Source organism: Streptomyces sp. NPDC027185, from assembly GCF_055567035.1.
Genome location: NZ_JBVHRF010000006.1, coordinates 372,521 through 397,416, shown reverse-complemented (window position 1 = coordinate 397,416; position 24,896 = coordinate 372,521). Strand labels below are relative to the sequence as shown.

Genomic DNA, 24,896 nt, shown 5'->3' with positions numbered 1-24,896 from the left:
GACTGAGCCGATATGGCTACCACTTCGCTTGACCTGGCCAAGGTGCGCAACATCGGCATCATGGCCCACATCGACGCGGGCAAGACGACCACCACCGAGCGGATCCTGTTCTACACCGGTGTCTCGTACAAGATCGGTGAAGTCCACGACGGCGCTGCCACGATGGACTGGATGGAGCAGGAGCAGGAGCGTGGTATCACCATCACCTCCGCTGCCACCACCTGTCACTGGCCGCTCGAGAACGTCGACCACACGATCAACATCATCGACACCCCTGGGCACGTCGACTTCACCGTCGAGGTGGAGCGGTCCCTGCGTGTGCTCGACGGTGCTGTGACCGTGTTCGACGGCGTGGCCGGCGTTGAGCCCCAGTCCGAGACCGTTTGGCGCCAGGCGGACCGCTACGGCGTGCCGCGCATCTGCTTCGTCAACAAGCTCGACCGCACCGGCGCCGAGTTCCTGCGCTGCGTCGACATGATCGTGGACCGCCTGGGCGCGGTGCCGATCGTGATGCAGTTGCCGATCGGTGCCGAGGCCGACTTCGAGGGCGTCATCGACCTGGTGCGCATGAAGGCCCTGGTCTGGTCCGCCGAGGCGGCCAAGGGCGAGATGTACGACGTCGTCGACATCCCGGCCGACAAGGCCGAGCTGGCCGAGGAGTACCGCGGCAAGCTGCTCGAGACCGTCGCCGAGAACGACGAAGAGATCATGGAGCTGTACCTGGAGGGCCAGGAGCCCACCGAGGAGCAGCTGTACGCCGCGATCCGTCGTATCACGATCGCCGCCGGCAAGGCCGAGAACACCACCGTCACCCCGGTGTTCTGCGGTACCGCGTTCAAGAACAAGGGCGTGCAGCCCCTGCTCGACGCCGTGGTCCGTTACCTGCCGTCGCCGCTCGACGTCGAGGCCATCGAGGGCCACGCGGTCAACGACCCGGAGACGGTCGTCACCCGCAAGCCCTCCGAGGACGAGCCGCTCGCGGCCCTGGCGTTCAAGATCGCCAGCGACCCGCACCTGGGCAAGCTCACCTTCATCCGTGTGTACTCGGGCCGCCTCGAGGCCGGCTCGCAGGTGCAGAACTCGGTGAAGGGCAAGAAGGAACGCATCGGCAAGATCTACCGGATGCACGCGAACAAGCGTGAGGAGATCGAGTCGGTGGGCGCCGGTGACATCGTCGCCGTCATGGGTCTGAAGCAGACCACCACCGGTGAGACCCTCTGCGACGCGGGCAGCCCCGTGATCCTTGAGTCGATGGAGTTCCCGGCCCCGGTCATCCAGGTCGCCATCGAGCCCAAGTCCAAGGGCGACCAGGAGAAGCTGGGTGTCGCCATCCAGCGTCTCGCCGAGGAAGACCCCTCGTTCCAGGTGCACACCGACGAGGAGACCGGCCAGACCATCATCGCGGGTATGGGCGAGCTGCACCTCGACGTGCTGGTCGACCGTATGAAGCGTGAGTTCCGCGTCGAGGCCAACGTCGGTAAGCCGCAGGTCGCGTACCGCGAGACGCTGCGCAAGCCGGTGGAGCGTCTGGACTACACGCACAAGAAGCAGACCGGTGGTTCCGGTCAGTTCGCGAAGGTCCAGATCGCCATCGAGCCGCTTGAGGGCGACGGCTACGAGTTCGAGAACAAGGTCACCGGTGGCCGTATCCCGCGGGAGTACATCCCGTCCGTGGACGCGGGCTGCCAGGAGGCCATGGAGTTCGGCGTGCTCGCCGGCTACCCGCTGACCGGCGTCAAGGTCACCCTTCTCGACGGTGCCTTCCACGACGTGGACTCCTCCGAGATGGCGTTCAAGATCGCCGGTTCGATGGCCTTCAAGGAGGCCGCCCGCAAGGCCAGCCCGGCCCTGCTGGAGCCGATGATGAAGGTCGAGGTGACGACGCCCGAGGACTACATGGGTGACGTCATCGGCGACATCAACTCGCGTCGTGGTCAGATCCAGTCCATGGAGGACCGCGCCGGCGCCAAGCTCGTCACGGGCCTGGTTCCGCTTTCGGAGATGTTCGGCTACGTCGGAGACCTCCGCAGCAAGACTTCGGGTCGCGCAAGCTACTCGATGCAGTTCGACTCCTACGCCGAGGTTCCCCGGAACGTCGCCGAGGAGATCATCGCGAAGGCCAAGGGCGAGTAGCTCCGTTAGCCGGAACACGCTTTAGGCTTGACACCGTCTGCCGGGGCAAACCCCGCAATCCGTGAGGAATGCCCCGGCGGTCGGCATCCCAGCAAAGATCACCTGGCGCCGATGAGTAAGGCGTACAGAACCACTTCAGGAGGACCCAGTGGCGAAGGCGAAGTTCGAGCGGACTAAGCCGCACGTCAACATCGGCACCATCGGTCACATTGACCACGGTAAGACGACCCTCACGGCCGCCATTACCAAGGTGCTGCACGACGAGTACCCCGACCTGAACGAGGCCTCGGCCTTCGACCAGATCGACAAGGCTCCCGAGGAGCGTCAGCGCGGTATCACGATCTCCATCGCGCACGTCGAGTACCAGACGGAGAACCGTCACTACGCCCACGTCGACTGCCCCGGTCACGCGGACTACATCAAGAACATGATCACCGGTGCCGCCCAGATGGACGGCGCGATCCTCGTGGTCGCCGCGACCGACGGTCCGATGCCGCAGACCAAGGAGCACGTGCTCCTGGCCCGCCAGGTCGGCGTTCCCTACATCGTTGTCGCCCTGAACAAGGCCGACATGGTGGACGACGAGGAGATCCTGGAGCTCGTCGAGCTCGAGGTCCGTGAGCTCCTCTCCGAGTACGAGTTCCCGGGCGACGACGTCCCGGTCGTCAAGGTCTCGGCGCTGAAGGCGCTCGAGGGCGACGCCGAGTGGGGCAAGTCGGTCGTGGACCTGATGAAGGCCGTCGACGAGGCGATCCCGCAGCCCGAGCGTGACGTCGACAAGCCGTTCCTGATGCCGATCGAGGACGTCTTCACGATCACCGGCCGTGGCACCGTTGTCACCGGTCGTATCGAGCGTGGTGTCCTCAAGGTCAACGAGACCGTCGACATCATCGGCATCAAGCCGGAGAAGACCACCACCACGGTCACCGGCATCGAGATGTTCCGCAAGCTGCTCGACGAGGGCCAGGCCGGTGAGAACGTCGGTCTGCTGCTCCGCGGCATCAAGCGCGAGGACGTCGAGCGCGGCCAGGTCATCATCAAGCCGGGCTCGGTCACGCCGCACACCTCCTTCGAGGGCCAGGCGTACATCCTGTCGAAGGACGAGGGTGGCCGCCACACCCCGTTCTTCAACAACTACCGCCCGCAGTTCTACTTCCGCACCACGGACGTGACCGGCGTCGTGACCCTCCCCGAGGGCACCGAGATGGTCATGCCGGGCGACAACACCGAGATGAGCGTCGAGCTCATCCAGCCCGTCGCCATGGAGGAGGGCCTGAAGTTCGCCATCCGTGAGGGTGGCCGGACCGTCGGCGCCGGCCAGGTCACCAAGATCAACAAGTAAGTCGTTGATCGGGGTAACCCGGTAGCTCCCTGCGAGCGTTCGAGCCTCGGCTCACGGAAGCGCCCGTACGGCTTCGGCCGTGCGGGCGCTTTCCGCTGCCCGGAATCGGGCCGGCGCGGGCCGGATGGCGCGCCCGCCCGCGCGGCGGCAGGTGTAAGTGATCGTCGCGTGGGATAGGCTCTACGGCTCGATTGGCCTCGGCCCTCGGCCGTATGGCACACTGTCCAGGTTGCTCGGTTGAGTGCCGATGCTGCGCGCCTCCCGCCGGGGGGACCGGAAGCGAGTCCTAGGTATTCGTCGCCTCTTATCAGGGGCGGAAGTACGGGAATCTTCCGGGAAGCGTCAGCGGGGTGCCTCAGCCAGGCGCTCGGTGGGTGTTCTGCCCCCCACGTCTCCTTCTCGAAGGATTTCCGTACGGAAATTTCTCCGGTGGGAGTGCGACACGCCCGACCGCGTGGGTCGGAGGCGGAACGCGTACGCACCGAGTCCCAGAGCGTTACGAGAGACAGGACTACGAAGTAGCCATGGCGGGACAGAAGATCCGCATCCGGCTCAAGGCCTACGACCACGAGGTCATCGACAGCTCGGCGAAGAAGATCGTCGAGACGGTGACCCGCACTGGTGCGTCGGTCGCGGGCCCGGTGCCGCTGCCCACTGAGAAGAACGTGTACTGCGTCATCAAGTCGCCGCACAAGTACAAGGACTCGCGCGAGCACTTCGAGATGCGCACGCACAAGCGCCTGATCGACATTCTCGACCCGACGCCCAAGACCGTTGACTCGCTGATGCGCCTGGACCTTCCGGCCGGCGTTGACATCGAGATCAAGCTCTGAGAGGCGCGGAAGAGATGGCTAAGCAGATCAAGGGCATCCTGGGCGAGAAGCTCGGCATGACCCAGGTCTGGGACGACAACAACCGTGTCGTTCCGGTGACCGTGGTGAAGGCCGGCCCCTGTGTCGTTACCCAGGTGCGCACCAATGACCAGGACGGCTACGACTCCGTCCAGATCGCCTTCGGCGAGATCGACCCGCGCAAGGTGAACAAGCCCCTCAAGGGCCACTTCGCGAAGGCCGACGTCACCCCCCGCCGTCACCTCGTCGAGGTCCGTACCGCCGACGCCGGCGAGTACACCCTCGGCCAGGAGCTGACCGCTGAGACCTTCGAGTCCGGCGTCAAGGTGGACGTGACCGGCAAGAGCAAGGGCAAGGGCTTCGCCGGCGTCATGAAGCGTCACGGCTTCCACGGCGGCAAGGCGTCCCACGGTGCCCACCGCGTGCACCGTAAGCCGGGCTCCATCGGTGGCTGCGCCACCCCGGGCCGCGTGTTCAAGGGCATGCGGATGGCCGGTCGTATGGGCAACGAGCGGGTCACCACCCAGAACCTGACCGTCCATGCCGTTGACGCGGAGAAGGGTCTGCTGCTCATCAAGGGCGCAGTTCCTGGTCCGAACGGCGGCCTCGTCCTGGTCCGTACCGCGGCCAAGGGGGCCTGAGGTAACCGATGAGCACCATTGACATCCTTTCGCCGGCAGGCGACAAGGCCGGGACCGTCGAGCTCCCCGCGGAGATCTTCGACGCGAAGGTCAGCATTCCGCTGATCCACCAGGTCGTTGTCGCGCAGCTGGCCGCTGCCCGTCAGGGCACGCACAAGACCAAGACCCGTGGCGAGGTCCGCGGCGGTGGCAAGAAGCCGTACCGCCAGAAGGGCACCGGCCGCGCGCGCCAGGGTTCGACCCGTGCGCCGCAGTTCGCCGGCGGTGGCGTCGTCCACGGCCCGGTGCCGCGTGACTACTCGCAGCGGACGCCCAAGAAGATGAAGGCCGCCGCCCTGCGCGGTGCCCTCACCGACCGGGCGCGCAACAGCCGTATCCACGTCGTCTCCGGCGTGGTCGACGGCGCGATCTCCACCAAGGCCGCCAAGGGTCTCCTCGGCAAGGTCAGCGAGCGGAAGAACCTGCTCCTGGTCGCCGAGCGCTCCGACGAGGCCGCGTGGCTGTCCGCCCGCAACCTGCCCCAGGTGCACATCCTGGAGCCGGGCCAGCTGAACACGTACGACGTGCTCGTCTCCGACGACGTGGTCTTCACCACCGCCGCTCTGGAGTCCTTCGTGTCCGGCCGGAACGCTGAGACCGAAGGGAGCGACGCCTGATGACTGAGGCCGTCGTCACCAGCAAGACCTTCTCGGACCCGCGCGACGTTCTCGTCAAGCCCGTGGTCTCGGAGAAGAGCTACGCGCTGCTGGACGAGAACAAGTACACGTTCATCGTCGCGCCCGGCGCGAACAAGACCCAGATCAAGCAGGCCGTCGAGGCGGTCTTCTCGGTCAAGGTCACCGGGGTCAACACGATCAACCGCCAGGGCAAGCGCAAGCGCACCCGCACCGGTTTCGGCAAGCGTGCCGACACCAAGCGCGCCATCGTGACCCTCGCCGAGGGCGACCGTATCGACATCTTCGGCGGTCCGACCGCCTAAGGGCGGTCTGGATCGTCCGGAATCGGACGAGGACTGAGAAATGGGTATCCGCAAGTACAAGCCGACGACCCCGGGCCGTCGTGGCTCCAGCGTCGCCGACTTTGTCGAGATCACGCGGTCCACGCCGGAGAAGTCGCTGGTCCGCCCGCTGCACAGCAAGGGCGGCCGTAACAACGCCGGTCGTGTGACCGTTCGCCACCAGGGCGGTGGCCACAAGCGCGCCTACCGAGTGATCGACTTCCGTCGTCACGACAAGGACGGCGTGCCGGCCAAGGTCGCGCACATCGAGTACGACCCCAACCGCACCGCGCGCATCGCGCTGCTGCACTACGCAGACGGCGAGAAGCGCTACATCATCGCGCCCCGTGGCCTGTCGCAGGGTGACCGGATTGAGAACGGCCCCGGCGCCGACATCAAGCCCGGCAACAACCTGCCGCTGCGCCACATCCCCGTGGGTACGACGATCCACGCGATCGAGCTGCGTCCGGGCGGCGGTGCGAAGTTCGCCCGCTCGGCCGGTGCCTCCGTGCAGCTGCTGGCGCGTGAGGGCTCCATGGCCCACCTGCGTATGCCGTCCGGTGAGATCCGCCTGGTCGACGTCCGCTGCCGCGCCACCGTCGGCGAGGTCGGCAACGCCGAGCAGTCGAACATCAACTGGGGCAAGGCCGGCCGTATGCGCTGGAAGGGCGTCCGCCCGACCGTGCGTGGTGTCGTGATGAACCCGGTCGACCACCCGCACGGTGGTGGTGAGGGCAAGACCTCCGGTGGTCGCCACCCGGTCTCGCCGTGGGGTCAGAAGGAGGGTCGTACGCGTTCGCCGAAGAAGGCTTCGAACAAGTACATCGTCCGCCGCCGCAAGACGAACAAGAAGCGCTAGGAGCGGGTTTAGATGCCGCGCAGTCTCAAGAAGGGGCCCTTCGTCGACGACCACCTCGCCAAGAAGGTGGATGTTCAGAACGAAGCCGGCACCAAGAACGTCATCAAGACCTGGTCCCGCCGCTCCATGATCGTCCCGGCCATGCTCGGCCACACGATCGCGGTGCACGACGGCCGCAAGCACGTCCCGGTGTTCGTCACCGAGTCGATGGTTGGCCACAAGCTCGGCGAGTTTGCGCCGACCCGCACCTTCCGCGGCCACGAGAAGGACGACCGCAAGTCGCGGCGTCGTTGATCGGCGGAGTGCGAAGACTATGACTGACACCGAAGGGACAACCATGGAAGCCAGGGCCCAGGCGCGGTACATCCGCGTCACGCCCATGAAGGCCCGCCGCGTGGTGGACCTTATCCGTGGCATGGATGCCACGGAGGCTCAGGCGGTCCTGCGTTTCGCCCCGCAGGCCGCGAGCGTGCCGGTGGGCAAGGTGCTGGACAGCGCCATTGCCAACGCCGCGCACAACTACGACCACACCGACGCCGACAGCCTCTACATCTCCGAGGCGTATGTCGACGAGGGCCCGACCCTGAAGCGGTTCCGTCCGCGTGCCCAGGGCCGTGCCTACCGGATCCGCAAGCGGACCAGCCACATCACCGTGGTCGTCAGCAGCAAGGAAGGAACCCGGTAATGGGCCAGAAGGTAAACCCGCACGGGTTCCGGCTCGGCGTCACGACGGACTTCAAGTCCCGCTGGTACGCCGACAAGCTGTACAAGGACTACGTCAAGGAAGACGTCGCCATTCGTCGCATGATGACGAAGGGCATGGAGCGCGCCGGTATCTCCAAGGTGGAGATCGAGCGCACCCGTGAGCGCGTCCGCGTTGACATCCACACCGCTCGTCCGGGCATCGTCATCGGCCGCCGTGGCGCCGAGGCCGACCGCATCCGCGGCGAACTGGAGAAGCTGACCGGCAAGCAGGTCCAGCTGAACATCCTCGAGGTCAAGAACCCCGAGACCGATGCTCAGCTCGTGGCCCAGGCCGTCGCCGAGCAGCTGTCCTCCCGCGTCTCCTTCCGTCGCGCCATGCGTAAGAGCATGCAGTCGACGATGAAGGCCGGCGCCAAGGGCATCAAGATCCAGTGCGGTGGCCGTCTCGGCGGTGCCGAGATGTCCCGCTCGGAGTTCTACCGCGAGGGCCGTGTGCCCCTGCACACCCTCCGGGCCAACGTCGACTACGGCTTCTTCGAGGCCAAGACCACCTTCGGCCGCATCGGCGTGAAGGTCTGGATCTACAAGGGCGACGTCAAGAACATCGCCGAGGTCCGTGCGGAGAACGCCGCCGCCCGTGCGGGTAACCGCCCGGCCCGCGGTGGCAACGACCGCCCGCGCCGCGGTGGCGAGCGTGGCGGCCGCGGCCGCAAGCCGCAGCAGCAGAACGCCGCTGCCGAGGCCCCCAAGGCCGAGGCCGCAGCAGCTGCTCCGGCTGAGAGCACCGGACAGGAGGCCTGACCGACATGCTGATCCCTCGCAGGGTCAAGCACCGTAAGCAGCACCACCCGAAGCGCAACGGCATGGCCAAGGGTGGCACCGAGCTGGCCTTCGGTGAGTACGGCATCCAGGCCGTCACCCCGGCGTACGTGACGAACCGTCAGATCGAGTCGGCTCGTATCGCCATGACCCGTCACATCAAGCGTGGCGGCAAGGTCTGGATCAACATTTACCCGGACCGCCCGCTCACGAAGAAGCCGGCCGAGACCCGCATGGGTTCCGGTAAGGGTTCTCCGGAGTGGTGGGTCGCGAACGTCAAGCCCGGTCGGGTGATGTTCGAGCTGTCCTTCCCGAACGAAAAGGTTGCCAAGGAGGCGCTGACCCGCGCCGCCCACAAGCTTCCGATGAAGTGCCGCATCGTGCGGCGCGAGGCAGGTGAGTCGTGATGGCGGCCGGTACCAAGGCGACCGAGCTGCGCGAGCTGAACAACGAGGACCTCGTTGCCAAGCTTCGTGAGGCCAAGGAGGAGCTGTTCAACCTCCGCTTCCAGGCGGCGACCGGACAGCTTGAGAACCACGGTCGGCTCAAGTCCGTCCGTAAGGACATCGCCCGGATCTACACCCTGATGCGTGAGCGTGAGCTGGGCATCGAGACGGTGGAGAGCGCCTGATGAGCGAGAAGAATGTGACTGAGACGAACGACCGCGGCTTCCGCAAGACCCGTGAGGGTCTCGTCGTCAGCGACAAGATGGACAAGACCGTCGTCGTCGCCGTCGAGGACCGCGTCAAGCACGCGCTGTACGGCAAGGTCATCCGCCGTACCAACAAGCTCAAGGCGCACGACGAGCAGAACGCCGCGGGTGTCGGCGACCGCGTCCTCCTCATGGAGACCCGGCCGCTGTCCTCCTCGAAGCGCTGGCGCATCGTCGAGATCCTCGAGAAGGCCAAGTAGGCAGTTCCCGTAAGGGAACGCCACGAAATACCGCCTGAGGGTTCCCCCTCAGGTCAGTTCCGCCAGGCTCGGCGGGGCCCCGCCTCACCGCGGGGCCCCGCCGGGAACCGGCAGACGATCAGGAGATAGACGTGATCCAGCAGGAGTCTCGGCTTCGCGTCGCCGACAACACGGGTGCGAAGGAAATTCTCACCATCCGTGTTCTCGGTGGCTCGGGCCGGCGCTACGCGGGCATCGGTGACGTCATCGTCGCCACCGTGAAGGACGCGATCCCCGGTGGCAACGTGAAGAAGGGTGACGTCGTCAAGGCCGTCATCGTTCGCACCGTCAAGGAGCGCCGCCGTCCGGACGGCTCGTACATCCGCTTCGACGAGAACGCGGCCGTCATCCTCAAGAACGATGGCGACCCCCGCGGCACCCGTATCTTCGGCCCCGTGGGCCGTGAGCTGCGCGAGAAGAAGTTCATGAAGATCATCTCGCTCGCGCCGGAGGTGCTGTAACCGATGAAGATCAAGAAGGGCGACCTGGTCCAGGTCATCACCGGTAAGGACAAGGGCAAGCAGGGCAAGGTCATCGCGGCCTTCCCCCGCGAGGACCGTGTCCTGGTCGAGGGTGTCAACCGGGTCAAGAAGCACACCAAGGCCGGCCAGACCGCGCGCGGCTCGCAGACCGGCGGCATCGTCACCACCGAGGCCCCGGTGCACGTGAGCAACGTGCAGCTCGTCGTGGAGAAGGACGGCAAGAAGGTCGTCACCCGCGTCGGCTACCGCTTCGACGACGAAGGCAACAAGATCCGCGTTGCCAAGCGGACCGGTGAGGACATCTGATGACTGCCACCACCAACGCGCCGCGTCTCAAGCAGCGCTACCGCGAAGAGATCGCCGGGAAGCTGAAGGACGAGTTCTCGTACGAGAACGTCATGCAGATCCCCGGTCTGACCAAGATCGTGGTCAACATGGGTGTGGGCGACGCCGCCCGCGACTCCAAGCTGATCGACGGTGCCATCAAGGACCTCACCACGATCACCGGCCAGAAGCCGGCCGTCACCAAGGCCCGGAAGTCCATCGCGCAGTTCAAGCTGCGTGAGGGTCAGCCGATCGGTGCCCACGTCACCCTCCGCGGTGACCGCATGTGGGAGTTCCTGGACCGCCTGCTGTCGCTCGCGCTGCCGCGCATCCGCGACTTCCGTGGTCTGTCGCCGAAGCAGTTCGACGGCCGGGGCAACTACACCTTCGGTCTCACGGAGCAGGTCATGTTCCACGAGATCGACCAGGACAAGATCGACCGTACCCGGGGTATGGACATCACCGTGGTCACCACGGCGACCAACGACGATGAGGGCCGTGCCCTTCTCCGTCACCTCGGCTTCCCGTTCAAGGAGGCGTGAGCGAGATGGCGAAGAAGGCTCTGATCGCGAAGGCTGCTCGCAAGCCCAAGTTCGGTGTGCGCGCCTACACCCGCTGCCAGCGTTGTGGCCGCCCGCACTCCGTGTACCGCAAGTTCGGCCTCTGCCGCGTGTGCCTTCGTGAGATGGCTCACCGTGGCGAGCTGCCGGGCGTGACCAAGAGCTCCTGGTAATCCCCTAGTTGGGATGACCTGGAAGCTCTCGGTAAGCATCCGGTCGGCAGGCGCCCCGCCCTTCGTCCCGTAGGGTAGAAGGGTTGGGCGCCCCGCCGCCCGAGACCGACCGCGGGCAGCTCGTCCGCATAACGTCGCTTACTACGCCGTAGGTCCCCGTGCCGCACCCGTCCCGACTCTGATCGGGGAGAGGGATGGCGCATATAGGAAACCCCGGCGAGAGAGGCCGAAGGCCAATTCATGACCATGACTGATCCCATCGCAGACATGCTGACCCGTCTGCGGAACGCGAACTCGGCGTACCACGACACCGTCGTGATGCCGCACAGCAAGATCAAGTCTCACATCGCGGAGATCCTCCAGCAGGAGGGCTACATCACCGGCTGGAAGGTTGAGGACGCCGAGGTCGGCAAGAACCTCATCCTCGAGCTGAAGTTCGGCCCGAACCGCGAGCGCTCGATCGCCGGCATCAAGCGCATCTCGAAGCCGGGCCTGCGGGTCTACGCAAAGTCCACCAACCTGCCGAAGGTCCTCGGCGGCCTGGGCGTGGCGATCATCTCCACGTCCCACGGTCTCCTGACCGGCCAGCAGGCCAGCAAGAAGGGCGTGGGTGGGGAAGTCCTCGCCTACGTCTGGTAATCAGGGAACGGAGGAAAAGCTAATGTCGCGTATTGGCAAGCTGCCCATCCAGGTTCCCGCTGGTGTGGACGTCACCATCGAGGGCCGCACGGTCAACGTGAAGGGTCCCAAGGGCTCCCTTTCGCACACCGTCGCCGCGCCCATCGAGGTCGCCAAGGGTGAGGACGGCGTCATCAACGTCTCCCGCCCGAACGACGAGCGTCAGAACAAGGCCCTTCACGGCCTGTCCCGCACGCTGGTGGCGAACATGATCACCGGCGTGACCGCGGGCTACAGCAAGGCGCTCGAAATCAGCGGTGTCGGCTACCGCGTCCAGGCCAAGGGCTCCAACCTGGAGTTCTCCCTGGGCTACAGCCACCCGATCCTCGTCGAGGCGCCCGAAGGTATCTCCTTCAAGGTCGAGTCCCCGACGAAGCTCAGCGTCGAGGGCATCGACAAGCAGAAGGTCGGCGAGGTTGCGGCGAACATCCGCAAGCTGCGCAAGCCTGACCCGTACAAGGCCAAGGGCGTCAAGTACGCCGGCGAGGTCATCCGCCGCAAGGTCGGAAAGGCTGGTAAGTAAGCCATGGCATACGGTGTGAAGATCGCGAAGGGTAACGCCCGTAAGGGTGCCGCCCTCAAGCGGCGCCACATCCGCATCCGTAAGCGGATTTCGGGTACGCCGGAGCGTCCGCGTCTGGTCGTGACGCGCTCCAACCGCGGTATCACCGCTCAGGTCATCGACGACATCGCGGGCCACACGCTCGCGTCGGCGTCGCACCTGGACGCGTCGATCCGTGGCGGCGACGGCAGCAAGGGCGACCAGGCCAAGCAGGTCGGTTCCCTGGTTGCCGAGCGCGCCAAGGCCGCCGGCGTCGAGGCCGTCGTGTTCGACCGCGGTGGCAACCAGTACGCCGGGCGCATTGCCGCTCTGGCGGACGCCGCCCGCGAAGCCGGGCTGAAGTTCTAAGCCCCGGTTCCGGAGCTAGCGGACGTAACAGAGAGAGGTAAATCCAATGGCTGGACCCCAGCGCCGCGGAAGCGGTGCCGGTGGCGGCGAGCGGCGGGACCGGAAGGGTCGCGACGGTGGCGCTGCCGCCGAGAAGACCGCATACGTTGAGCGCGTTGTCGCGATCAACCGTGTCGCCAAGGTTGTCAAGGGTGGTCGTCGCTTCAGCTTCACCGCGCTCGTCGTGGTGGGTGACGGTGACGGCACCGTAGGTGTCGGTTACGGCAAGGCCAAGGAAGTTCCGGCTGCCATCGCCAAGGGCGTGGAAGAGGCCAAGAAGAACTTCTTCAAGGTTCCCCGTATCCAGGGCACCATCCCGCACCCCATCCAGGGCGAGAAGGCTGCGGGCGTCGTCCTGCTCAAGCCGGCTTCCCCCGGTACCGGTGTGATCGCCGGTGGCCCGGTGCGCGCCGTTCTGGAGTGCGCGGGCATCCACGACGTCCTGAGCAAGTCGCTCGGCTCGTCGAACCCGATCAACATCGTGCACGCCACGGTGACCGCGCTTCAGGGCCTTCAGCGCCCCGAGGAGATCGCGGCCCGTCGTGGCCTGCCGCTGGAGGACGTTGCTCCCGCAGCTCTGCTGCGTGCGCGTGCCGGGGTGACTGCGTAATGCGCATCAAGATCACCCAGACCAAGTCCTACATCGGTAGCAAGCAGAACCACCGTGACACGCTCCGTACGCTCGGCCTCAAGCGGCTGAACGACAGCGTCGTCCGGGAGGCCCGTCCCGAGGTCGTCGGCATGGTGCACACCGTGCGTCACCTCGTGACGGTCGAGGAGGTCGACTGACATGGCGGAGCAGAACCCGCTGAAGGTCCACAACCTCCGTCCTGCCCCGGGTGCCAAGACCGCCAAGACCCGTGTCGGTCGTGGTGAGGCGTCCAAGGGTAAGACCGCTGGTCGTGGTACCAAGGGCACCAAGGCCCGTTACCAGGTTCCGGAGCGCTTCGAGGGTGGGCAGATGCCCCTCCACATGCGTCTCCCGAAGCTGAAGGGCTTCAAGAACCCCGCTCACAAGCAGTTCCAGGTCGTGAACCTGGAGAAGCTGGCCGCGCTCTACCCGCAGGGTGGCGAGGTCACGGTGGCCGACCTGGTCGCCAAGGGCGCGGTGCGCAAGAACGAGCTCGTCAAGGTCCTGGGCCAGGGCGAGGTCTCCGTGGCGCTGCAGGTGACGGTTGACTCCGTCTCCGGCTCCGCCAAGGAGAAGATTGCCGCTGCCGGCGGCACCGTCACCGAACTCCTCTGAGTTCGTTGGTTCAACTGACCGGGGATGCCCATCGTTTGGGGCATCCCCGGTCGGTCGTTCCACGGGGGTACGGTCGCCGGTAAGGTGGCCTGCCGGTGCAACTTTTCAAGGGGGATGCACCGGGACCCCCGCCGCACGGCTCGCCCGTGCGGCGTTTCAGGCCGCTTTTATTCGTCGATCCTCAAGACCGTCACCTCTCGCCCGTCCGGCGGGGGGCGCAGGAGGCACCGTGCTCACCGCGTTCGCCCGAGCGTTCAAGACGCCCGACCTGCGCAAAAAGCTGCTGTTCACGTTGGGCATCGTGGTGCTCTACCGGATCGGTGCCCACGTCCCGATCCCCGGGGTGAACTACACGAACGTCGAGACCTGCATGAAGAGTCTCGGCGGGAACAACGGATTGTTCGCCCTGGTGAACATGTTCAGCGGTGGTGCGCTGCTGCAGGTCACGATTTTCGCGCTGGGGATCATGCCGTACATCACGGCGAGCATCATTCTCCAGCTGCTGACCGTGGTGATTCCCCGGCTGGAGGCCCTCAAGAAGGAGGGCCAGACCGGCCAGGCGAAGATCACCCAGTACACCCGTTATCTGACCATCGCGCTGGCGATCCTGCAGGGCACCGGCCTGGTGGCCACGGCCCGCAGCGGTGCGCTCTTCAACGGCTGCCCGGTCGCCGGCGAGATCGTGCCGAGCGACTCGATCTTCACCACCATCACCATGGTCATCACGATGACCGCCGGTACCGCGGTCGTCATGTGGCTCGGTGAACTGGTCACCGACCGCGGCATCGGCAACGGCATGTCGATCCTCATGTTCATCTCGATCGCCGCCGGTTTCCCGGGCGCGCTGTGGCAGATCAAGACCACGGGCAAGCTCGCGGACGGCTGGGTCGAGTTCTTCGCGGTGATCGCCGTCGGACTCGCGATGGTGGGTCTGGTGGTCTTCGTCGAGCAGGCGCAGCGCCGCATTCCGGTGCAGTACGCGAAGCGCATGATCGGCCGCCGTTCTTATGGCGGTACGTCCACGTACATCCCGCTCAAGGTGAATCAGGCGGGTGTGATTCCCGTCATCTTCGCGTCGTCGTTGCTCTACATTCCGGCCCTGGTCGCACAGTTCAGCGGGTCGAATGCCGAGTGGGCCCGGTGGATCGAAACGAACTTCACCAAGGGAAACCACCCGGTTTACATCGTTACGTACTTCCTGCTGATCGTCTTCTTCGCCTTCTTCTACGTCGCGATCTCCTTCAACCCCGAAGAAGTTGCCGACAACATGAAGAAGTATGGTGGCTTCATCCCGGGTATCCGGGCTGGTCGCCCGACGGCCGAGTACCTCAGCTACGTGCTCAACCGGATCACGTGGCCGGGCTCGCTGTATCTGGGTCTGATCGCACTCGTGCCAACAGTGGCGTTGGTGCTGTTCAACGCGAACCAGAACTTCCCGTTCGGCGGGACGAGCATCCTGATCATCGTGGGTGTGGGCCTGGAGACCGTGAAGCAGATCGAGAGCCAGCTTCAGCAGCGCAACTACGAAGGGTTCCTCCGCTGATGCGAATCGTCCTCGTCGGACCCCCGGGAGCCGGTAAGGGTACGCAGGCCGCGTACCTCGCCCGGAACCTTGAGATCCCGCACATCTCCACGGGCGACCTGTTCCGCGCCAACATCAGCCAGGGGACGCCCCTGGGTGTGCAGGCGAAGTCCTACATGGACGCCGGCAACCTGGTCCCCGACGAGGTCACGATCGGCATGGCCGAGGACCGTCTGGAGCAGGCGGATGCCGCCGGCGGCTTCCTGCTCGACGGCTTCCCGCGCAACCTCAAGCAGGCCGAGGCGCTCGACGTCTACCTCAAGGGCAAGGGCATCACGCTGGACGCGGTGCTCGACCTGGAGGTCCCCGAGGACGAGGTGGTCAAGCGGATCGCCGGCCGCCGTATCTGCCGGAAGAACTCCGCGCACGTCTTCCACGCCGAGTACAGCAAGCCGAAGACCGAGGGCGTCTGCGACGTCTGCGGCGGCGAGCTGTACCAGCGCGACGACGACCACGAGGACACGGTGCGCAAGCGCCTGGAGGTCTACCACTCGGAGACCGAGCCGATCATCGACTACTACAAGGCGCAGGAACTCGTCGTGACGATTCCCGCCCTCGGCAAGGTCGAAGAGGTCACGCAGCGGGCGATGTCCGCTCTCGGACGCGGCGAGTAACTTCCGCGTACGCTTCGCATACGGCCGCGGTGCCCGCCCTGGGCACCGCGGCCGTATCGTATGGAGGGGCGGGCGCGCCCGCGCGGTGGTCGGCCGTGCGAATGACGCGGTTGTCGGCACAGTCGGTTCAGGAAGGCGTTACCCGCCATGGTGGAGATCAAGACCCCTCAGCAGATCGCGAAGATGCGCGAGGCGGGGCTGGTGGTCGCCGCCATCCACGCCGCGACCCGCGAGGCGGCGGTGCCGGGCGCGACCACCCGTGATCTGGACCAGGTGGCCCGTAAGGTCCTCGCCGACCACGGCGCGAAGTCGAACTTCCTCGGGTACGGCGGCTTCCCCGCCACGATCTGCACGTCGGTGAACGACGTCGTCGTCCACGGCATCCCGGACGACGAAACGGTCCTCCGCGACGGCGACATCATCTCCATCGACTGCGGCGCGATCATCGACGGCTGGCACGGCGACGCCGCGTACACCGCGTTCGTCGGGTCCGGGCACTCCGCGGAGCTGGTCGAGCTGAGCCGGGTGACCGAGGAGTCCATGTGGGCCGGGATCGCCGCGGTCGCGAAGGGCAACCGGTTGATCGACATCTCCAAGGCGATCGAGGGTTACATCCGCCGCCAGCCGCGCCCGTCGTGCGGCAAGTACGGCATCGTCGAGGAGTACGGCGGCCACGGCATCGGCTCGCAGATGCACATGGACCCGCACCTGCTGAACTACGTCGACCGCAAGCGCGGCCGCGGCCCGAAGCTGGTGCCGGGCTTCTGCATCGCGATCGAGCCGATGGTCAACCTCGGCACGCACAAGACGCACGTCCTCGACGACGAGTGGACGGTCAAGACGAACGACGGCGGCTGGTCCTCGCACTGGGAGCACTCGGTGGCGCTGACCGAGGAGGGGCCGCTGGTGCTGACCGCGGTCGACGGCGGCCGAGCGAAGCTCGCCGAGCTGGGTGTGACGGTGGCGCCGGATCCGGCCGCGGGCGCCTGACGGCCCGCGCGCCGGCTGCCGTCGTGCGGTGCCGGTGAGGCGCCCGTGCGGAGGAACGGTGACGGGCCGCGGGGTGGGGGAGTAAGGATCTCCCCGGGTGGGCAATAATCGTGGATTCGTCTTTTCGGGGCCTCTGACGTAGACTGACGCGTCGGCTCTCGTGCATCCGCCTGCCCTTGGCGTGGTGGCTCTCGCGGGAGAGCCGATCAAGGTAGCCGATTCGAAAGGCGAAGCGTGGCCAAGAAGCAAGGTGCCATCGAGATCGAGGGCACCGTGATCGAGTCTCTGCCGAACGCGATGTTCAAGGTGGAGCTCCAGAACGGTCACAAGGTCCTCGCGCACATCAGCGGCAAGATGCGGATGCACTACATCCGTATTCTCCCGGATGACCGGGTCGTGGTGGAGCTCTCTCCGTACGACCTGACGCGTGGCCGGATCGTCTACCGCTACAAGTAGATCTTGTCGGCGCCCCGCTCCGCCGGGGTGACGGCACTGACCCGGAGAACCTCACACCCATGAAGGTCAAGCCGAGCGTCAAGAAGATCTGCGACAAGTGCAAGGTGATCCGCCGCCACGGCCGGGTCATGGTCATCTGCGACAACCTGCGCCACAAGCAGCGCCAGGGCTGACGCACGACCACCTGCATTTCGCAGTTCGCGCGACGCACGTAATTCGTACATACGCAGACACCCGACCCCGCGTCTTTCGCGTGGGACGAAACCCCCGGCTCGGAGGCCGGGGCCCGGCTCGTAATTCAGCTGAGTCTTACGGGAACGGTGCTGCGGAAGACCTCCGAATAGCCATCAGGAGCCACATCAATGGCACGCCTCGCAGGCGTTGATCTCCCGCGCGAAAAGCGCGTGGAGGTCGCCCTCACCTACGTCTTCGGTATCGGGCGCACGCTGTCGCAGCAGACCCTCGCCGCCACCGGCGTGAACCCCAACACGCGGGTTCGCGACCTGGCCGAGGAAGACCTGGTCAAGATCCGCGAGTACGTGGACAACAACCTCAAGACCGAGGGTGACCTCCGTCGCGAGATCCAGGCCGACATCCGCCGCAAGGTCGAGATCGGCTGCTACCAGGGTCTGCGTCACCGCCGCGGCCTTCCGGTCCACGGCCAGCGCACCAGCACGAACGCCCGCACCCGCAAGGGCCCGCGTCGCGCGATCGCCGGCAAGAAGAAGCCGGGCAAGAAGTAGTCCTCAGCAGGACGCACTGCGGTTCCGTTTTCCCGGGCCGCGGAAGTCAGCGGTCTTCGCTGTAGGACCGACCACCTCCATTAGGAGAATTTCATGCCTCCGAAGGGCCGTACGGCCGGCGCCAAGAAGGTGCGCCGCAAGGAGAAGAAGAACGTCGCCCACGGGCACGCTCACATCAAGAGCACGTTCAACAACACGATCGTTTCGATCACCGACCCGACCGGCAACGTGATTTCCTGGGCCTCGGCCGGTCACGTGGGCTTCAAGGGTTCGCGTAAGTCGACTCCGTTCGCCGCGCAGATGGCCGCCGAGTCGGCTGCCCGCCGCGCGCAGGAGCACGGCATGCGCAAGGTCGACGTGTTCGTCAAGGGTCCCGGCTCCGGCCGTGAGACCGCGATCCGCTCCCTCCAGGCCACCGGCCTCGAGGTGGGTTCGATCCAGGACGTCACCCCGACCCCGCACAACGGCTGCCGCCCTCCCAAGCGCCGCCGCGTCTGACCCACTGAAGTAGGAGACAACTAGACAATGGCGCGTTACACCGGGGCCGACTGCAAGCGTTGCCGTCGGGAGAAGCAGAAGCTCTTCCTCAAGGGGAGCAAGTGCGAGAGCGCGAAGTGCCCGATCGAGATCCGTCCTTACCCCCCGGGTGAGCACGGTCGCGGGCGCACCAAGGACAGCGAGTACCTGCTCCAGCTTCGTGAGAAGCAGAAGTGCAGCCGTATCTACGGTGTCCTTGAGAAGCAGTTCGTGAACTACTACAAGGAAGCGAACCAGAAGACCGGCAAGACCGGTGAGAACCTTCTGCGCATCCTTGAGACCCGCCTCGACAACGTGGTCTACCGGGCCGGCTTCGCCAAGTCCCGCGACCACGCCCGTCAGCTGGTGCGTCACGGACACATCAACGTGAACGGCCGCAAGACCGACATCCCGTCGGCCCGCGTCTCCGTGAACGACATCATCGAGGTCCGCGAGGGCTCCCGGAACCTGACCCCCTTCGAGGTGGCCAAGGCCGAGGCCGGCGAGAAGACCGTTCCGGCGTGGCTGGAAGCGATCCCGTCGAACCTCCGGATCCTCGTGCACAGCATGCCTGAGCGCCAGGTGATCGACACCCAGGTGCAGGAGCAGCTGATCGTTGAGCTCTACTCCAAGTAAGTAGGGCGACGGGCTCGGGCGGCACAGGTTCTCCGGAACCGCGTGCCGCCCGTACCCTTGTCAGCAGAGGGCGTCAAATAGCGGGCGCCCACGACTGAAGGAACACACATGCTTATCGCTCAGCGTCCGTCGCTGACCGAAGAGGTCGTCGACGAGTACCGCTCCCGGTTCGTGATCGAGCCCCTGGAGCCGGGCTTCGGTTACACCCTCGGTAACTCCCTCCGCCGTACGCTCCTCTCCTCGATCCCGGGTGCGGCGGTCACGTCGATCCGTATCGACGGTGTCCTGCACGAGTTCACCACCGTGCCGGGCGTCAAGGAGGACGTCACCGACCTCATCCTCAACATCAAGCAGCTGGTCGTCTCCTCGGAGCACGACGAGCCGGTCGTGATGTACCTGCGCAAGCAGGGCCCGGGTCTGGTCACCGCCGCCGACATCGCGCCCCCGGCCGGTGTCGAGGTCCACAACCCGGACCTGGTCCTGGCGACCCTGAACGCCAAGGGCAAGCTGGAGATGGAGCTGACCGTCGAGCGCGGTCGCGGCTACGTCTCCGCGGTGCAGAACAAGCAGGTCGGCCAGGAGATCGGCCGGATCCCGGTCGACTCGATCTACTCGCCGGTCCTCAAGGTCACCTACAAGGTCGAGGCGACCCGTGTCGAGCAGCGCACCGACTTCGACAAGCTGATCGTCGACGTCGAGACCAAGCAGGCCATGCGGCCGCGCGACGCCATGGCGTCCGCCGGTAAGACCCTGGTCGAGCTGTTCGGTCTGGCGCGTGAGCTGAACATCGACGCCGAGGGCATCGACATGGGCCCGTCCCCGACGGACGCCGCCCTCGCCGCCGACCTGGCGCTGCCGATCGAGGAGCTGGAGCTCACCGTTCGGTCGTACAACTGCCTCAAGCGTGAGGGCATCCACTCGGTGGGCGAGCTGGTGGCCCGCTCCGAGGCGGACCTGCTCGACATCCGCAACTTCGGTGCGAAGTCGATCGACGAGGTCAAGGCCAAGCTCGCCGGCATGGGCCTGGCGCTGAAGGACTCGCCCCCCGGGTTCGACCCGACCGCCGCCGCGGACGCCTTCGGCGCGGACGACGACGCGGACGCCGGTTTCGTGGAGACCGAGCAGTACTGAGTTTCACCGGCCGGGCCCGGGGCGCACCCCGGGCCCGGCCGTGCGTGATCTTCCGCGGGGCGTCCGCCTCGCGGGAACTGACACCGGTACCTGATACGGCCGGTGCAGCGATGGAGGAGAAACACCATGCCGAAGCCCACCAAGGGTGCCCGTCTGGGCGGTAGCGCGGCGCACGAGCGTCTCATGCTGCGCAACCTGGCCACCGCGCTCTTCGAGCACGGCCGCATCACGACGACCGAGGCCAAGGCCCGCCGTCTGCGCCCGTACGCCGAGCGACTCGTGACCAAGGCGAAGAAGGGTGACCTGCACAACCGTCGTCAGGTCATGCAGCTGATCTCGGACAAGAGCGTCGTGCACACGCTGTTCACCGAGATCGGTCCGCGGTTCGAGAACCGCCCGGGTGGTTACACCCGCATCACCAAGATCGGTGCGCGCCGTGGCGACAACGCCCCCATGGCCGTCATCGAGCTGGTGGAGGCGCTGACCGTGGCCCAGCAGGCCACCGGTGAGGCCGAGGCCGCCACCAAGCGTGCGGTCAAGGAAGACGCGCTGAAGAAGGACGCCGCCGAGGCGACCGAGGTGCCGGCCGAGGAGTCCAAGGACGCCTGAGGCCGCTGAAGCCCAAGCGGTCGGGCCCGTTCCCTCCGGGGAGCGGGCCCGTTCCGTTTGCCGCGCTCTGAGAGGATCGACGGGTGAGCGATGAGGTGGAGCCCGGGTTCGTCCGGGTGCGGCTGGATCTTTCGTACGACGGCGCGGAGTTCTCCGGCTGGGCGAAGCAGCGCGAACGGCGCACCGTCCAGGGCGAGTTGGAGCAGGCGCTGCGGACGGTGACCCGTTCCGGAGAGACGTACGAGCTGACCGTGGCGGGGCGGACGGACGCCGGGGTGCACGCGCGCGGGCAGGTGGCGCACGTGGATCTGCCCGAGGAGCTGTGGGCCGAGCACGGGGAGCGGCTGCTGCGGCGGCTGGCGGGCCGGCTGCCGAAGGACGTCCGGGTGTGGCGCGCCGCCGAGGCGCCGTACGGCTTCAACGCGCGGTTCTCGGCGATCTGGCGGCGGTACGCGTACCGGGTCACCGATCACCCCGGGGGTGTGGATCCGCTGCTGCGCGGCCATGTGCTGTGGCACGACTGGGCGCTCGACGTGGACGCGATGAACGCGGCGTCGCGGGCGCTGCTGGGGGAGCACGACTTCGCGGCGTACTGCAAGCGGCGTGAAGGGGCGACGACGATCCGTACGCTCCAGGAGCTGAGCTGGGTGCGGGGCGCGGACGGGATCGTCACGGCGACGGTGCGGGCGGACGCGTTCTGCCACAACATGGTGCGCTCGCTGGTGGGCGCGCTGCTCTTCGTCGGGGACGGGCACCGGCCGGTCGACTGGCCGGGGAAGGTGCTGGCCGCGGGCGTGCGGGACTCGGCGGTGCATGTGGTGCGGCCGCACGGGCTGACGCTGGAGGAGGTCGGCTATCCGGCCGACGACCGGCTGATGGCGCGGAATCTCCAGGCACGGAACCGGCGGACGCTGCCGGGGGCCGGGTGCTGCTGAGGACGGAGCGGGTGGGCGCGGGCGGGGCCGTCGCCCCGCCCGCGCCTGCCGTCAGGACTGCTGCTCCCGCGCGGCCTTCGCCGCCTGGTCCTTGCCGCGCTGGATGATGCGGGCGAAGGCGTAGGACTCGCCGTCGCGGCCGATCTGGAGGGCGGGGACGGACTTCTCGGTGACGCGCTCGCCGTCGAGGTAGCCGGCGATGGTGAAGTACGCGTACCGGCCGGTGGCGTTGGCGGTCATCCGGCAGGCGGTGCCGCGGCAGAACTCCGCGCCGACGTGGCCGCCGGCGAGCGGCGCGAGGTTGCCCTTGGCCTTGGCCTTGACGCGTTCGGCGGCGTCGGCGGAGTCCAGCGCGGCGATGCCGACGGTGACCGCGACGCCGCCCTTGGCGTAGGTGGCGCGCAGCAGCGCCTGGCAGCCGTTGTGCTTCAGCAGGGAGCCGAGCGCGCCCTGGGTGCCGGCGGTGCAGTCCTTCGTCGCGGACTGCGCGGTGCGCGGGTAGGTGTGCTCGCCGATGACCATGGCCTTGTCGGGGAAGAGGGTGGCCGTGGTCAGGGGGGCGCGGTCCTTCGCCGGGTCGGTGATGTAGTCCCGCGGGTCGGGCGGCGGGGGGACCGAGACGTCGGAGAACGACGGGTGCGGTTCGGGGGCGGCGGAGCCCGAGGCGGCGATGCCCTTGGGCGGCTTGTTGTCGCTGCCGCCGCTGACGACCATGGCGGTCGCGACGATGCCCGCGACGACGAGGGCGGCCACCGCCCCGCCGCCGATCATCAGCCAGCGCTTGCGCCGGGCGCCCGCCTCGCTCTGCTCGGCGAGTGCCTCCCAGTCCGGGGTGGAAGAGGTTCCCCCTGGGCCGTCGAACGGCCCCCCATGCCCAAAGCTCATGCCGCGCATCCTAACGACCGCGGGTAGCCGCGCGGCCACTGCTCCGGGCCGTGATCGGGTTGGGGAATGCGGCGTCGGGCGGCGACAATCCGGTCCATGGGACATGTGGAGGCCGGTCATCTGGAGTACTACCTGCCGGACGGGAGGGTGCTGCTCGGGGATGTCTCCTTCCGCGTCGGCGAGGGCTCGTCGGTCGCGCTGGCGGGGGCCAACGGCGCGGGGAAGACGACGTTGCTGCGGCTGCTCGCCGGGGAGCTGACGCCGCACGGCGGCGCGGTCACGGTCAGCGGCGGCCTCGGCGTGATGCCGCAGTTCGTGGGCTCGGTGCGGGATGAGCGGACCGTGCGTGACCTGCTGGTCTCCGTCGCGCCGCCGCGGCTGCGGACGGCCGCGGCGGCGGTGGACGCGGCCGAGGAGGCCGTGATGACGGTCGACGACGAGGCCGCGCAGATGGCGTACGCGCAGGCGCTCAGCGACTGGGCGGAGGCGCGCGGCTACGAGGCCGAGACGGTCTGGGACATGTGCACCACCGCCGCGCTGGGGATGCCGTACGAGAAGGCGCAGTGGCGGCTGGTGCGGACGCTCTCCGGCGGGGAGCAGAAGCGGCTGGTGCTGGAGTCGCTGCTGCGCGGCGGCGACGAGGTGCTGCTGCTGGACGAGCCGGACAACTATCTGGACGTGCCGGGCAAGCGGTGGCTGGAGGAGCAGCTGCGGCAGACGAAGAAGACGGTGCTCTTCGTCAGCCACGACCGGGAGCTGCTGGCGCGCGCCGCCGACAAGATCGTCAGCGTGGAGCCGGGGCCCGCCGGGTCGGACGTGTGGGTGCACGGCGGCGGCTTCGCGACGTACCACGCGGCGCGCAAGGAGCGCTTCGCCCGCTTCGAGGAGCTGCGGCGGCGCTGGGACGAGAAGCACGAGCAGCTGAAGAAGCTGGTGCGGAACCTGCGGCAGGCGGCGGAGAACAGCCACGACATGGCCTCGCGCTACCACGCGGCGCAGACCCGGCTGCGGAAGTTCGAGGAGGCAGGTCCCCCGCCGGAGCCGCCGCGGGAGCAGGAGATCACCATGCGGCTGCGCGGTGGCCGCACCGGCGTCCGGGCCGTGACCTGCGCGGACCTGGAGCTGACGGGGCTGATGAAGCCGTTCTCGCTGGAGGTCTTCTACGGCGAGCGGGTCGCGGTGCTGGGCTCGAACGGCTCCGGCAAGTCGCACTTCCTGCGGCTGCTGGCCCAGGACACTGAACGGCCGGTCGCGCACACCGGGCAGGTCAAGCTGGGCGCCCGGGTGGTGCCGGGGTATTTCGCGCAGACCCACGCCCATCCGGAGCTGACCGGCCGCACCCTCCTCGACATCCTGTGGACGGAGCACGCCAAGGACCGGGGCGCGGCGATGAGCGCGCTGCGCCGGTACGAGCTGGAGCGCCAGGCGGAGCAGCGGTTCGAGCGGCTGTCGGGCGGGCAGCAGGCGCGGTTGCAGATCCTGCTCCTGGAGCTGGCGGGCGCCACGGCGCTGCTGCTGGACGAGCCGACCGACAACCTCGACCTGGAGAGCGCCGAGGCGCTCCAGGAGGGGCTGGAGGCGTTCGACGGCACGGTGCTGGCGGTGACGCACGACCGCTGGTTCGCCCGTGCCTTCGACCGCTTCCTGGTCTTCGGCGCGGACGGCGTGGTCCGCGAGACGACGGAGCCGGTGTGGGACGAGGGGCGCGTGGCGCGGGAGCGGTGAGCCGGCGCGGGCCCGGCGCGTACGGGCGCGGGCACCGCGCGGCCGGCCGGTCCGCAGGGCGCCGGTCGGGTACGGATCCGGGCCTTCGCGGGGCCGGGACCGTCCCCGGTCGGGGCGGTGGTCCGGGGCTCGCGGGTTCGTCCACCGGTTCGAGGCGCGTTTTGACCCGGCCGGGGGCGGGCCGGTATTCTGCCAGTTCGTTATGCGTATTGGCTTGCTCTATCTCACGTGAGGGGCCCTTACGCCGGCCACCGGGCCGATGAACCGGCGGCGGACGATCGGGTTGCGTCACCCGTAGCGCCGCACTGCCGGTCCGATCGACCGAGGTGCCAGTACAGGACCCCGTCTCCTGCGTCTCCTCCGG

The 24,896-nt window shown here is 67.3% G+C and carries 36 protein-coding genes; 35 read left to right on the top strand and 1 reads right to left on the bottom strand.

The window, feature by feature from the left end:
* Positions 1 to 12 precede the first annotated feature (12 nt).
* The 34 genes from fusA to truA all read left to right on the top strand — a co-directional run bounded on the left by fusA (position 13) and on the right by truA (position 21,922).
* The gene (fusA, locus tag ACZ4M8_RS21785) at positions 13 to 2,133 is read left to right on the top strand and encodes an elongation factor G (protein WP_399089201.1); all 2,121 of its coding nucleotides are present in this window, start codon (positions 13 to 15) and stop codon (positions 2,131 to 2,133) included.
* Between the two features lie 148 nt (positions 2,134 to 2,281).
* On the top strand, positions 2,282 to 3,475 hold the full coding sequence (tuf, locus tag ACZ4M8_RS21780) for an elongation factor Tu (RefSeq protein WP_399089204.1): 1,194 nt from the start codon (positions 2,282 to 2,284) through the stop codon (positions 3,473 to 3,475).
* Positions 3,476 to 3,999: 524 nt separating this feature from the next.
* Positions 4,000 to 4,308: a 30S ribosomal protein S10 gene (rpsJ, locus tag ACZ4M8_RS21775; protein WP_003948644.1), complete on the top strand. Its 309-nt coding sequence runs from the start codon at positions 4,000 to 4,002 to the stop codon at positions 4,306 to 4,308.
* Positions 4,309 to 4,322: 14 nt separating this feature from the next.
* Entirely contained in the window at positions 4,323 to 4,967 is a 645-nt protein-coding gene (rplC, locus tag ACZ4M8_RS21770) for a 50S ribosomal protein L3 (RefSeq protein ID WP_391643521.1), read from the top strand.
* A gap of 8 nt (positions 4,968 to 4,975) precedes the next feature.
* Positions 4,976 to 5,623 (top strand): 50S ribosomal protein L4, encoded by a 648-nt coding sequence (gene rplD, locus ACZ4M8_RS21765; RefSeq protein WP_467609724.1) that lies wholly within the window; start codon positions 4,976 to 4,978, stop codon positions 5,621 to 5,623.
* Positions 5,623 to 5,946 carry a 50S ribosomal protein L23 gene (gene rplW / locus ACZ4M8_RS21760; protein WP_399089211.1) on the top strand — a complete coding sequence of 108 codons (324 nt, stop codon included), beginning with the start codon at positions 5,623 to 5,625 and terminating at the stop codon, positions 5,944 to 5,946. Before rplD ends, rplW begins: the two co-directional genes overlap by 1 nt.
* A 40-nt stretch (positions 5,947 to 5,986) precedes the next feature.
* Positions 5,987 to 6,823: a 50S ribosomal protein L2 gene (gene rplB / locus ACZ4M8_RS21755; protein ID WP_030283452.1), complete on the top strand. Its 837-nt coding sequence runs from the start codon at positions 5,987 to 5,989 to the stop codon at positions 6,821 to 6,823.
* Between the two features lie 12 nt (positions 6,824 to 6,835).
* Complete coding sequence (rpsS, locus tag ACZ4M8_RS21750; RefSeq protein WP_004571826.1) at positions 6,836 to 7,117, top strand: 30S ribosomal protein S19; 282 nt, start codon at positions 6,836 to 6,838, stop codon at positions 7,115 to 7,117.
* 43 nt (positions 7,118 to 7,160) lie between these two features.
* Positions 7,161 to 7,508 carry a 50S ribosomal protein L22 gene (gene rplV, locus ACZ4M8_RS21745; protein WP_019329637.1) on the top strand — a complete coding sequence of 116 codons (348 nt, stop codon included), beginning with the start codon at positions 7,161 to 7,163 and terminating at the stop codon, positions 7,506 to 7,508.
* A complete protein-coding gene (gene rpsC / locus ACZ4M8_RS21740) occupies positions 7,508 to 8,329 on the top strand; it encodes a 30S ribosomal protein S3 (protein WP_030283450.1) in 822 nt (273 codons plus the stop codon). The genes rplV and rpsC overlap by 1 nt, the downstream gene beginning before the upstream one ends.
* A 5-nt stretch (positions 8,330 to 8,334) precedes the next feature.
* Positions 8,335 to 8,754 carry a 50S ribosomal protein L16 gene (rplP, locus tag ACZ4M8_RS21735; RefSeq protein WP_004571829.1) on the top strand — a complete coding sequence of 140 codons (420 nt, stop codon included), beginning with the start codon at positions 8,335 to 8,337 and terminating at the stop codon, positions 8,752 to 8,754.
* Positions 8,754 to 8,978, top strand: coding sequence for a 50S ribosomal protein L29 (gene rpmC, locus ACZ4M8_RS21730; RefSeq protein WP_030283449.1), 225 nt, complete (start codon positions 8,754 to 8,756; stop codon positions 8,976 to 8,978). The genes rplP and rpmC overlap by 1 nt, the downstream gene beginning before the upstream one ends.
* On the top strand, positions 8,978 to 9,259 hold the full coding sequence (rpsQ, locus tag ACZ4M8_RS21725; RefSeq protein WP_143940038.1) for a 30S ribosomal protein S17: 282 nt from the start codon (positions 8,978 to 8,980) through the stop codon (positions 9,257 to 9,259). Before rpmC ends, rpsQ begins: the two co-directional genes overlap by 1 nt.
* A gap of 131 nt (positions 9,260 to 9,390) precedes the next feature.
* Entirely contained in the window at positions 9,391 to 9,759 is a 369-nt protein-coding gene (gene rplN, locus ACZ4M8_RS21720) for a 50S ribosomal protein L14 (protein WP_003974257.1), read from the top strand.
* A gap of 3 nt (positions 9,760 to 9,762) precedes the next feature.
* Positions 9,763 to 10,086, top strand: coding sequence for a 50S ribosomal protein L24 (gene rplX / locus ACZ4M8_RS21715; protein ID WP_018847498.1), 324 nt, complete (start codon positions 9,763 to 9,765; stop codon positions 10,084 to 10,086).
* Positions 10,086 to 10,646, top strand: coding sequence for a 50S ribosomal protein L5 (gene rplE / locus ACZ4M8_RS21710; protein WP_143940040.1), 561 nt, complete (start codon positions 10,086 to 10,088; stop codon positions 10,644 to 10,646). Before rplX ends, rplE begins: the two co-directional genes overlap by 1 nt.
* Positions 10,647 to 10,651: 5 nt before the next feature.
* Positions 10,652 to 10,837 carry a type Z 30S ribosomal protein S14 gene (locus tag ACZ4M8_RS21705; protein WP_003956452.1) on the top strand — a complete coding sequence of 62 codons (186 nt, stop codon included), beginning with the start codon at positions 10,652 to 10,654 and terminating at the stop codon, positions 10,835 to 10,837.
* Positions 10,838 to 11,077: 240 nt separating this feature from the next.
* Entirely contained in the window at positions 11,078 to 11,476 is a 399-nt protein-coding gene (gene rpsH / locus ACZ4M8_RS21700; protein ID WP_004571835.1) for a 30S ribosomal protein S8, read from the top strand.
* A gap of 22 nt (positions 11,477 to 11,498) precedes the next feature.
* On the top strand, positions 11,499 to 12,038 hold the full coding sequence (rplF, locus tag ACZ4M8_RS21695; RefSeq protein ID WP_399089222.1) for a 50S ribosomal protein L6: 540 nt from the start codon (positions 11,499 to 11,501) through the stop codon (positions 12,036 to 12,038).
* 3 nt (positions 12,039 to 12,041) lie between these two features.
* On the top strand, positions 12,042 to 12,425 hold the full coding sequence (gene rplR, locus ACZ4M8_RS21690) for a 50S ribosomal protein L18 (protein ID WP_399089225.1): 384 nt from the start codon (positions 12,042 to 12,044) through the stop codon (positions 12,423 to 12,425).
* A 46-nt stretch (positions 12,426 to 12,471) separates the two neighbouring features.
* Complete coding sequence (gene rpsE, locus ACZ4M8_RS21685; protein WP_006604888.1) at positions 12,472 to 13,074, top strand: 30S ribosomal protein S5; 603 nt, start codon at positions 12,472 to 12,474, stop codon at positions 13,072 to 13,074.
* Positions 13,074 to 13,253, top strand: coding sequence for a 50S ribosomal protein L30 (rpmD, locus tag ACZ4M8_RS21680; protein WP_030283440.1), 180 nt, complete (start codon positions 13,074 to 13,076; stop codon positions 13,251 to 13,253). Before rpsE ends, rpmD begins: the two co-directional genes overlap by 1 nt.
* Before the next feature lies 1 nt (position 13,254).
* Complete coding sequence (gene rplO / locus ACZ4M8_RS21675) at positions 13,255 to 13,710, top strand: 50S ribosomal protein L15 (RefSeq protein WP_399089228.1); 456 nt, start codon at positions 13,255 to 13,257, stop codon at positions 13,708 to 13,710.
* A gap of 229 nt (positions 13,711 to 13,939) precedes the next feature.
* Positions 13,940 to 15,253, top strand: coding sequence for a preprotein translocase subunit SecY (secY, locus tag ACZ4M8_RS21670; protein WP_399089231.1), 1,314 nt, complete (start codon positions 13,940 to 13,942; stop codon positions 15,251 to 15,253).
* Positions 15,253 to 15,906 (top strand): adenylate kinase, encoded by a 654-nt coding sequence (locus tag ACZ4M8_RS21665; RefSeq protein WP_399089234.1) that lies wholly within the window; start codon positions 15,253 to 15,255, stop codon positions 15,904 to 15,906. Before secY ends, ACZ4M8_RS21665 begins: the two co-directional genes overlap by 1 nt.
* Before the next feature lie 147 nt (positions 15,907 to 16,053).
* A complete protein-coding gene (gene map, locus ACZ4M8_RS21660; protein WP_450957740.1) occupies positions 16,054 to 16,896 on the top strand; it encodes a type I methionyl aminopeptidase in 843 nt (280 codons plus the stop codon).
* 234 nt (positions 16,897 to 17,130) lie between these two features.
* Complete coding sequence (gene infA, locus ACZ4M8_RS21655; protein ID WP_003956442.1) at positions 17,131 to 17,352, top strand: translation initiation factor IF-1; 222 nt, start codon at positions 17,131 to 17,133, stop codon at positions 17,350 to 17,352.
* 59 nt (positions 17,353 to 17,411) lie between these two features.
* Complete coding sequence (rpmJ, locus tag ACZ4M8_RS21650) at positions 17,412 to 17,525, top strand: 50S ribosomal protein L36 (protein WP_003956441.1); 114 nt, start codon at positions 17,412 to 17,414, stop codon at positions 17,523 to 17,525.
* A gap of 189 nt (positions 17,526 to 17,714) precedes the next feature.
* The gene (gene rpsM, locus ACZ4M8_RS21645) at positions 17,715 to 18,095 is read left to right on the top strand and encodes a 30S ribosomal protein S13 (RefSeq protein ID WP_018090888.1); all 381 of its coding nucleotides are present in this window, start codon (positions 17,715 to 17,717) and stop codon (positions 18,093 to 18,095) included.
* A 93-nt stretch (positions 18,096 to 18,188) separates the two neighbouring features.
* On the top strand, positions 18,189 to 18,593 hold the full coding sequence (rpsK, locus tag ACZ4M8_RS21640; protein WP_004571845.1) for a 30S ribosomal protein S11: 405 nt from the start codon (positions 18,189 to 18,191) through the stop codon (positions 18,591 to 18,593).
* Between the two features lie 27 nt (positions 18,594 to 18,620).
* Complete coding sequence (rpsD, locus tag ACZ4M8_RS21635; RefSeq protein ID WP_399089241.1) at positions 18,621 to 19,247, top strand: 30S ribosomal protein S4; 627 nt, start codon at positions 18,621 to 18,623, stop codon at positions 19,245 to 19,247.
* 108 nt (positions 19,248 to 19,355) lie between these two features.
* Positions 19,356 to 20,378, top strand: a complete 1,023-nt coding sequence (locus ACZ4M8_RS21630) for a DNA-directed RNA polymerase subunit alpha (protein WP_143940049.1) — start codon at positions 19,356 to 19,358, stop codon at positions 20,376 to 20,378.
* Positions 20,379 to 20,504: 126 nt separating this feature from the next.
* Entirely contained in the window at positions 20,505 to 20,987 is a 483-nt protein-coding gene (rplQ, locus tag ACZ4M8_RS21625; RefSeq protein WP_467609719.1) for a 50S ribosomal protein L17, read from the top strand.
* Between the two features lie 83 nt (positions 20,988 to 21,070).
* The gene (gene truA, locus ACZ4M8_RS21620; protein WP_467609717.1) at positions 21,071 to 21,922 is read left to right on the top strand and encodes a tRNA pseudouridine(38-40) synthase TruA; all 852 of its coding nucleotides are present in this window, start codon (positions 21,071 to 21,073) and stop codon (positions 21,920 to 21,922) included.
* A 51-nt stretch (positions 21,923 to 21,973) separates the two neighbouring features.
* Here truA and ACZ4M8_RS21615 read toward each other — a convergent pair whose 3' ends face one another.
* Complete coding sequence (locus ACZ4M8_RS21615) at positions 21,974 to 22,807, bottom strand: hypothetical protein (protein ID WP_467609715.1); 834 nt, start codon at positions 22,805 to 22,807, stop codon at positions 21,974 to 21,976.
* A 96-nt stretch (positions 22,808 to 22,903) separates the two neighbouring features.
* Between ACZ4M8_RS21615 and ACZ4M8_RS21610 the strand changes: the two genes are divergently transcribed.
* Positions 22,904 to 24,532 (top strand): ABC-F family ATP-binding cassette domain-containing protein, encoded by a 1,629-nt coding sequence (locus ACZ4M8_RS21610; RefSeq protein WP_467609713.1) that lies wholly within the window; start codon positions 22,904 to 22,906, stop codon positions 24,530 to 24,532.
* The last annotated feature ends 364 nt before the right edge of the window (positions 24,533 to 24,896 follow it).

What these genes read in the sequence shown, in the direction of transcription:
- fusA (WP_399089201.1), top strand. Translation starts at nt 13, where the DNA reads ATGGCTACCACTTCGCTTGACCTGGCCAAGGTGCGCAACATCGGCATC.
- rpsJ (WP_003948644.1), top strand. Translation starts at nt 4,000, where the DNA reads ATGGCGGGACAGAAGATCCGCATCCGGCTCAAGGCCTACGACCACGAG.
- rplC (WP_391643521.1), top strand. Translation starts at nt 4,323, where the DNA reads ATGGCTAAGCAGATCAAGGGCATCCTGGGCGAGAAGCTCGGCATGACC.
- rplD (WP_467609724.1), top strand. Translation starts at nt 4,976, where the DNA reads ATGAGCACCATTGACATCCTTTCGCCGGCAGGCGACAAGGCCGGGACC.
- rplW (WP_399089211.1), top strand. Translation starts at nt 5,623, where the DNA reads ATGACTGAGGCCGTCGTCACCAGCAAGACCTTCTCGGACCCGCGCGAC.
- rplB (WP_030283452.1), top strand. Translation starts at nt 5,987, where the DNA reads ATGGGTATCCGCAAGTACAAGCCGACGACCCCGGGCCGTCGTGGCTCC.
- rpsS (WP_004571826.1), top strand. Translation starts at nt 6,836, where the DNA reads ATGCCGCGCAGTCTCAAGAAGGGGCCCTTCGTCGACGACCACCTCGCC.
- rplV (WP_019329637.1), top strand. Translation starts at nt 7,161, where the DNA reads ATGGAAGCCAGGGCCCAGGCGCGGTACATCCGCGTCACGCCCATGAAG.
- rpsC (WP_030283450.1), top strand. Translation starts at nt 7,508, where the DNA reads ATGGGCCAGAAGGTAAACCCGCACGGGTTCCGGCTCGGCGTCACGACG.
- rplP (WP_004571829.1), top strand. Translation starts at nt 8,335, where the DNA reads ATGCTGATCCCTCGCAGGGTCAAGCACCGTAAGCAGCACCACCCGAAG.
- rpmC (WP_030283449.1), top strand. Translation starts at nt 8,754, where the DNA reads ATGGCGGCCGGTACCAAGGCGACCGAGCTGCGCGAGCTGAACAACGAG.
- rpsQ (WP_143940038.1), top strand. Translation starts at nt 8,978, where the DNA reads ATGAGCGAGAAGAATGTGACTGAGACGAACGACCGCGGCTTCCGCAAG.
- rplX (WP_018847498.1), top strand. Translation starts at nt 9,763, where the DNA reads ATGAAGATCAAGAAGGGCGACCTGGTCCAGGTCATCACCGGTAAGGAC.
- rplE (WP_143940040.1), top strand. Translation starts at nt 10,086, where the DNA reads ATGACTGCCACCACCAACGCGCCGCGTCTCAAGCAGCGCTACCGCGAA.
- ACZ4M8_RS21705 (WP_003956452.1), top strand. Translation starts at nt 10,652, where the DNA reads ATGGCGAAGAAGGCTCTGATCGCGAAGGCTGCTCGCAAGCCCAAGTTC.
- rpsH (WP_004571835.1), top strand. Translation starts at nt 11,078, where the DNA reads ATGACCATGACTGATCCCATCGCAGACATGCTGACCCGTCTGCGGAAC.
- rplF (WP_399089222.1), top strand. Translation starts at nt 11,499, where the DNA reads ATGTCGCGTATTGGCAAGCTGCCCATCCAGGTTCCCGCTGGTGTGGAC.
- rplR (WP_399089225.1), top strand. Translation starts at nt 12,042, where the DNA reads ATGGCATACGGTGTGAAGATCGCGAAGGGTAACGCCCGTAAGGGTGCC.
- rpsE (WP_006604888.1), top strand. Translation starts at nt 12,472, where the DNA reads ATGGCTGGACCCCAGCGCCGCGGAAGCGGTGCCGGTGGCGGCGAGCGG.
- rpmD (WP_030283440.1), top strand. Translation starts at nt 13,074, where the DNA reads ATGCGCATCAAGATCACCCAGACCAAGTCCTACATCGGTAGCAAGCAG.
- rplO (WP_399089228.1), top strand. Translation starts at nt 13,255, where the DNA reads ATGGCGGAGCAGAACCCGCTGAAGGTCCACAACCTCCGTCCTGCCCCG.
- ACZ4M8_RS21665 (WP_399089234.1), top strand. Translation starts at nt 15,253, where the DNA reads ATGCGAATCGTCCTCGTCGGACCCCCGGGAGCCGGTAAGGGTACGCAG.
- map (WP_450957740.1), top strand. Translation starts at nt 16,054, where the DNA reads ATGGTGGAGATCAAGACCCCTCAGCAGATCGCGAAGATGCGCGAGGCG.
- rpmJ (WP_003956441.1), top strand. Translation starts at nt 17,412, where the DNA reads ATGAAGGTCAAGCCGAGCGTCAAGAAGATCTGCGACAAGTGCAAGGTG.
- rpsM (WP_018090888.1), top strand. Translation starts at nt 17,715, where the DNA reads ATGGCACGCCTCGCAGGCGTTGATCTCCCGCGCGAAAAGCGCGTGGAG.
- rpsK (WP_004571845.1), top strand. Translation starts at nt 18,189, where the DNA reads ATGCCTCCGAAGGGCCGTACGGCCGGCGCCAAGAAGGTGCGCCGCAAG.
- rpsD (WP_399089241.1), top strand. Translation starts at nt 18,621, where the DNA reads ATGGCGCGTTACACCGGGGCCGACTGCAAGCGTTGCCGTCGGGAGAAG.
- ACZ4M8_RS21630 (WP_143940049.1), top strand. Translation starts at nt 19,356, where the DNA reads ATGCTTATCGCTCAGCGTCCGTCGCTGACCGAAGAGGTCGTCGACGAG.
- rplQ (WP_467609719.1), top strand. Translation starts at nt 20,505, where the DNA reads ATGCCGAAGCCCACCAAGGGTGCCCGTCTGGGCGGTAGCGCGGCGCAC.
- ACZ4M8_RS21615 (WP_467609715.1), bottom strand. Translation starts at nt 22,807, where the DNA reads ATGAGCTTTGGGCATGGGGGGCCGTTCGACGGCCCAGGGGGAACCTCT.
- ACZ4M8_RS21610 (WP_467609713.1), top strand. Translation starts at nt 22,904, where the DNA reads ATGGGACATGTGGAGGCCGGTCATCTGGAGTACTACCTGCCGGACGGG.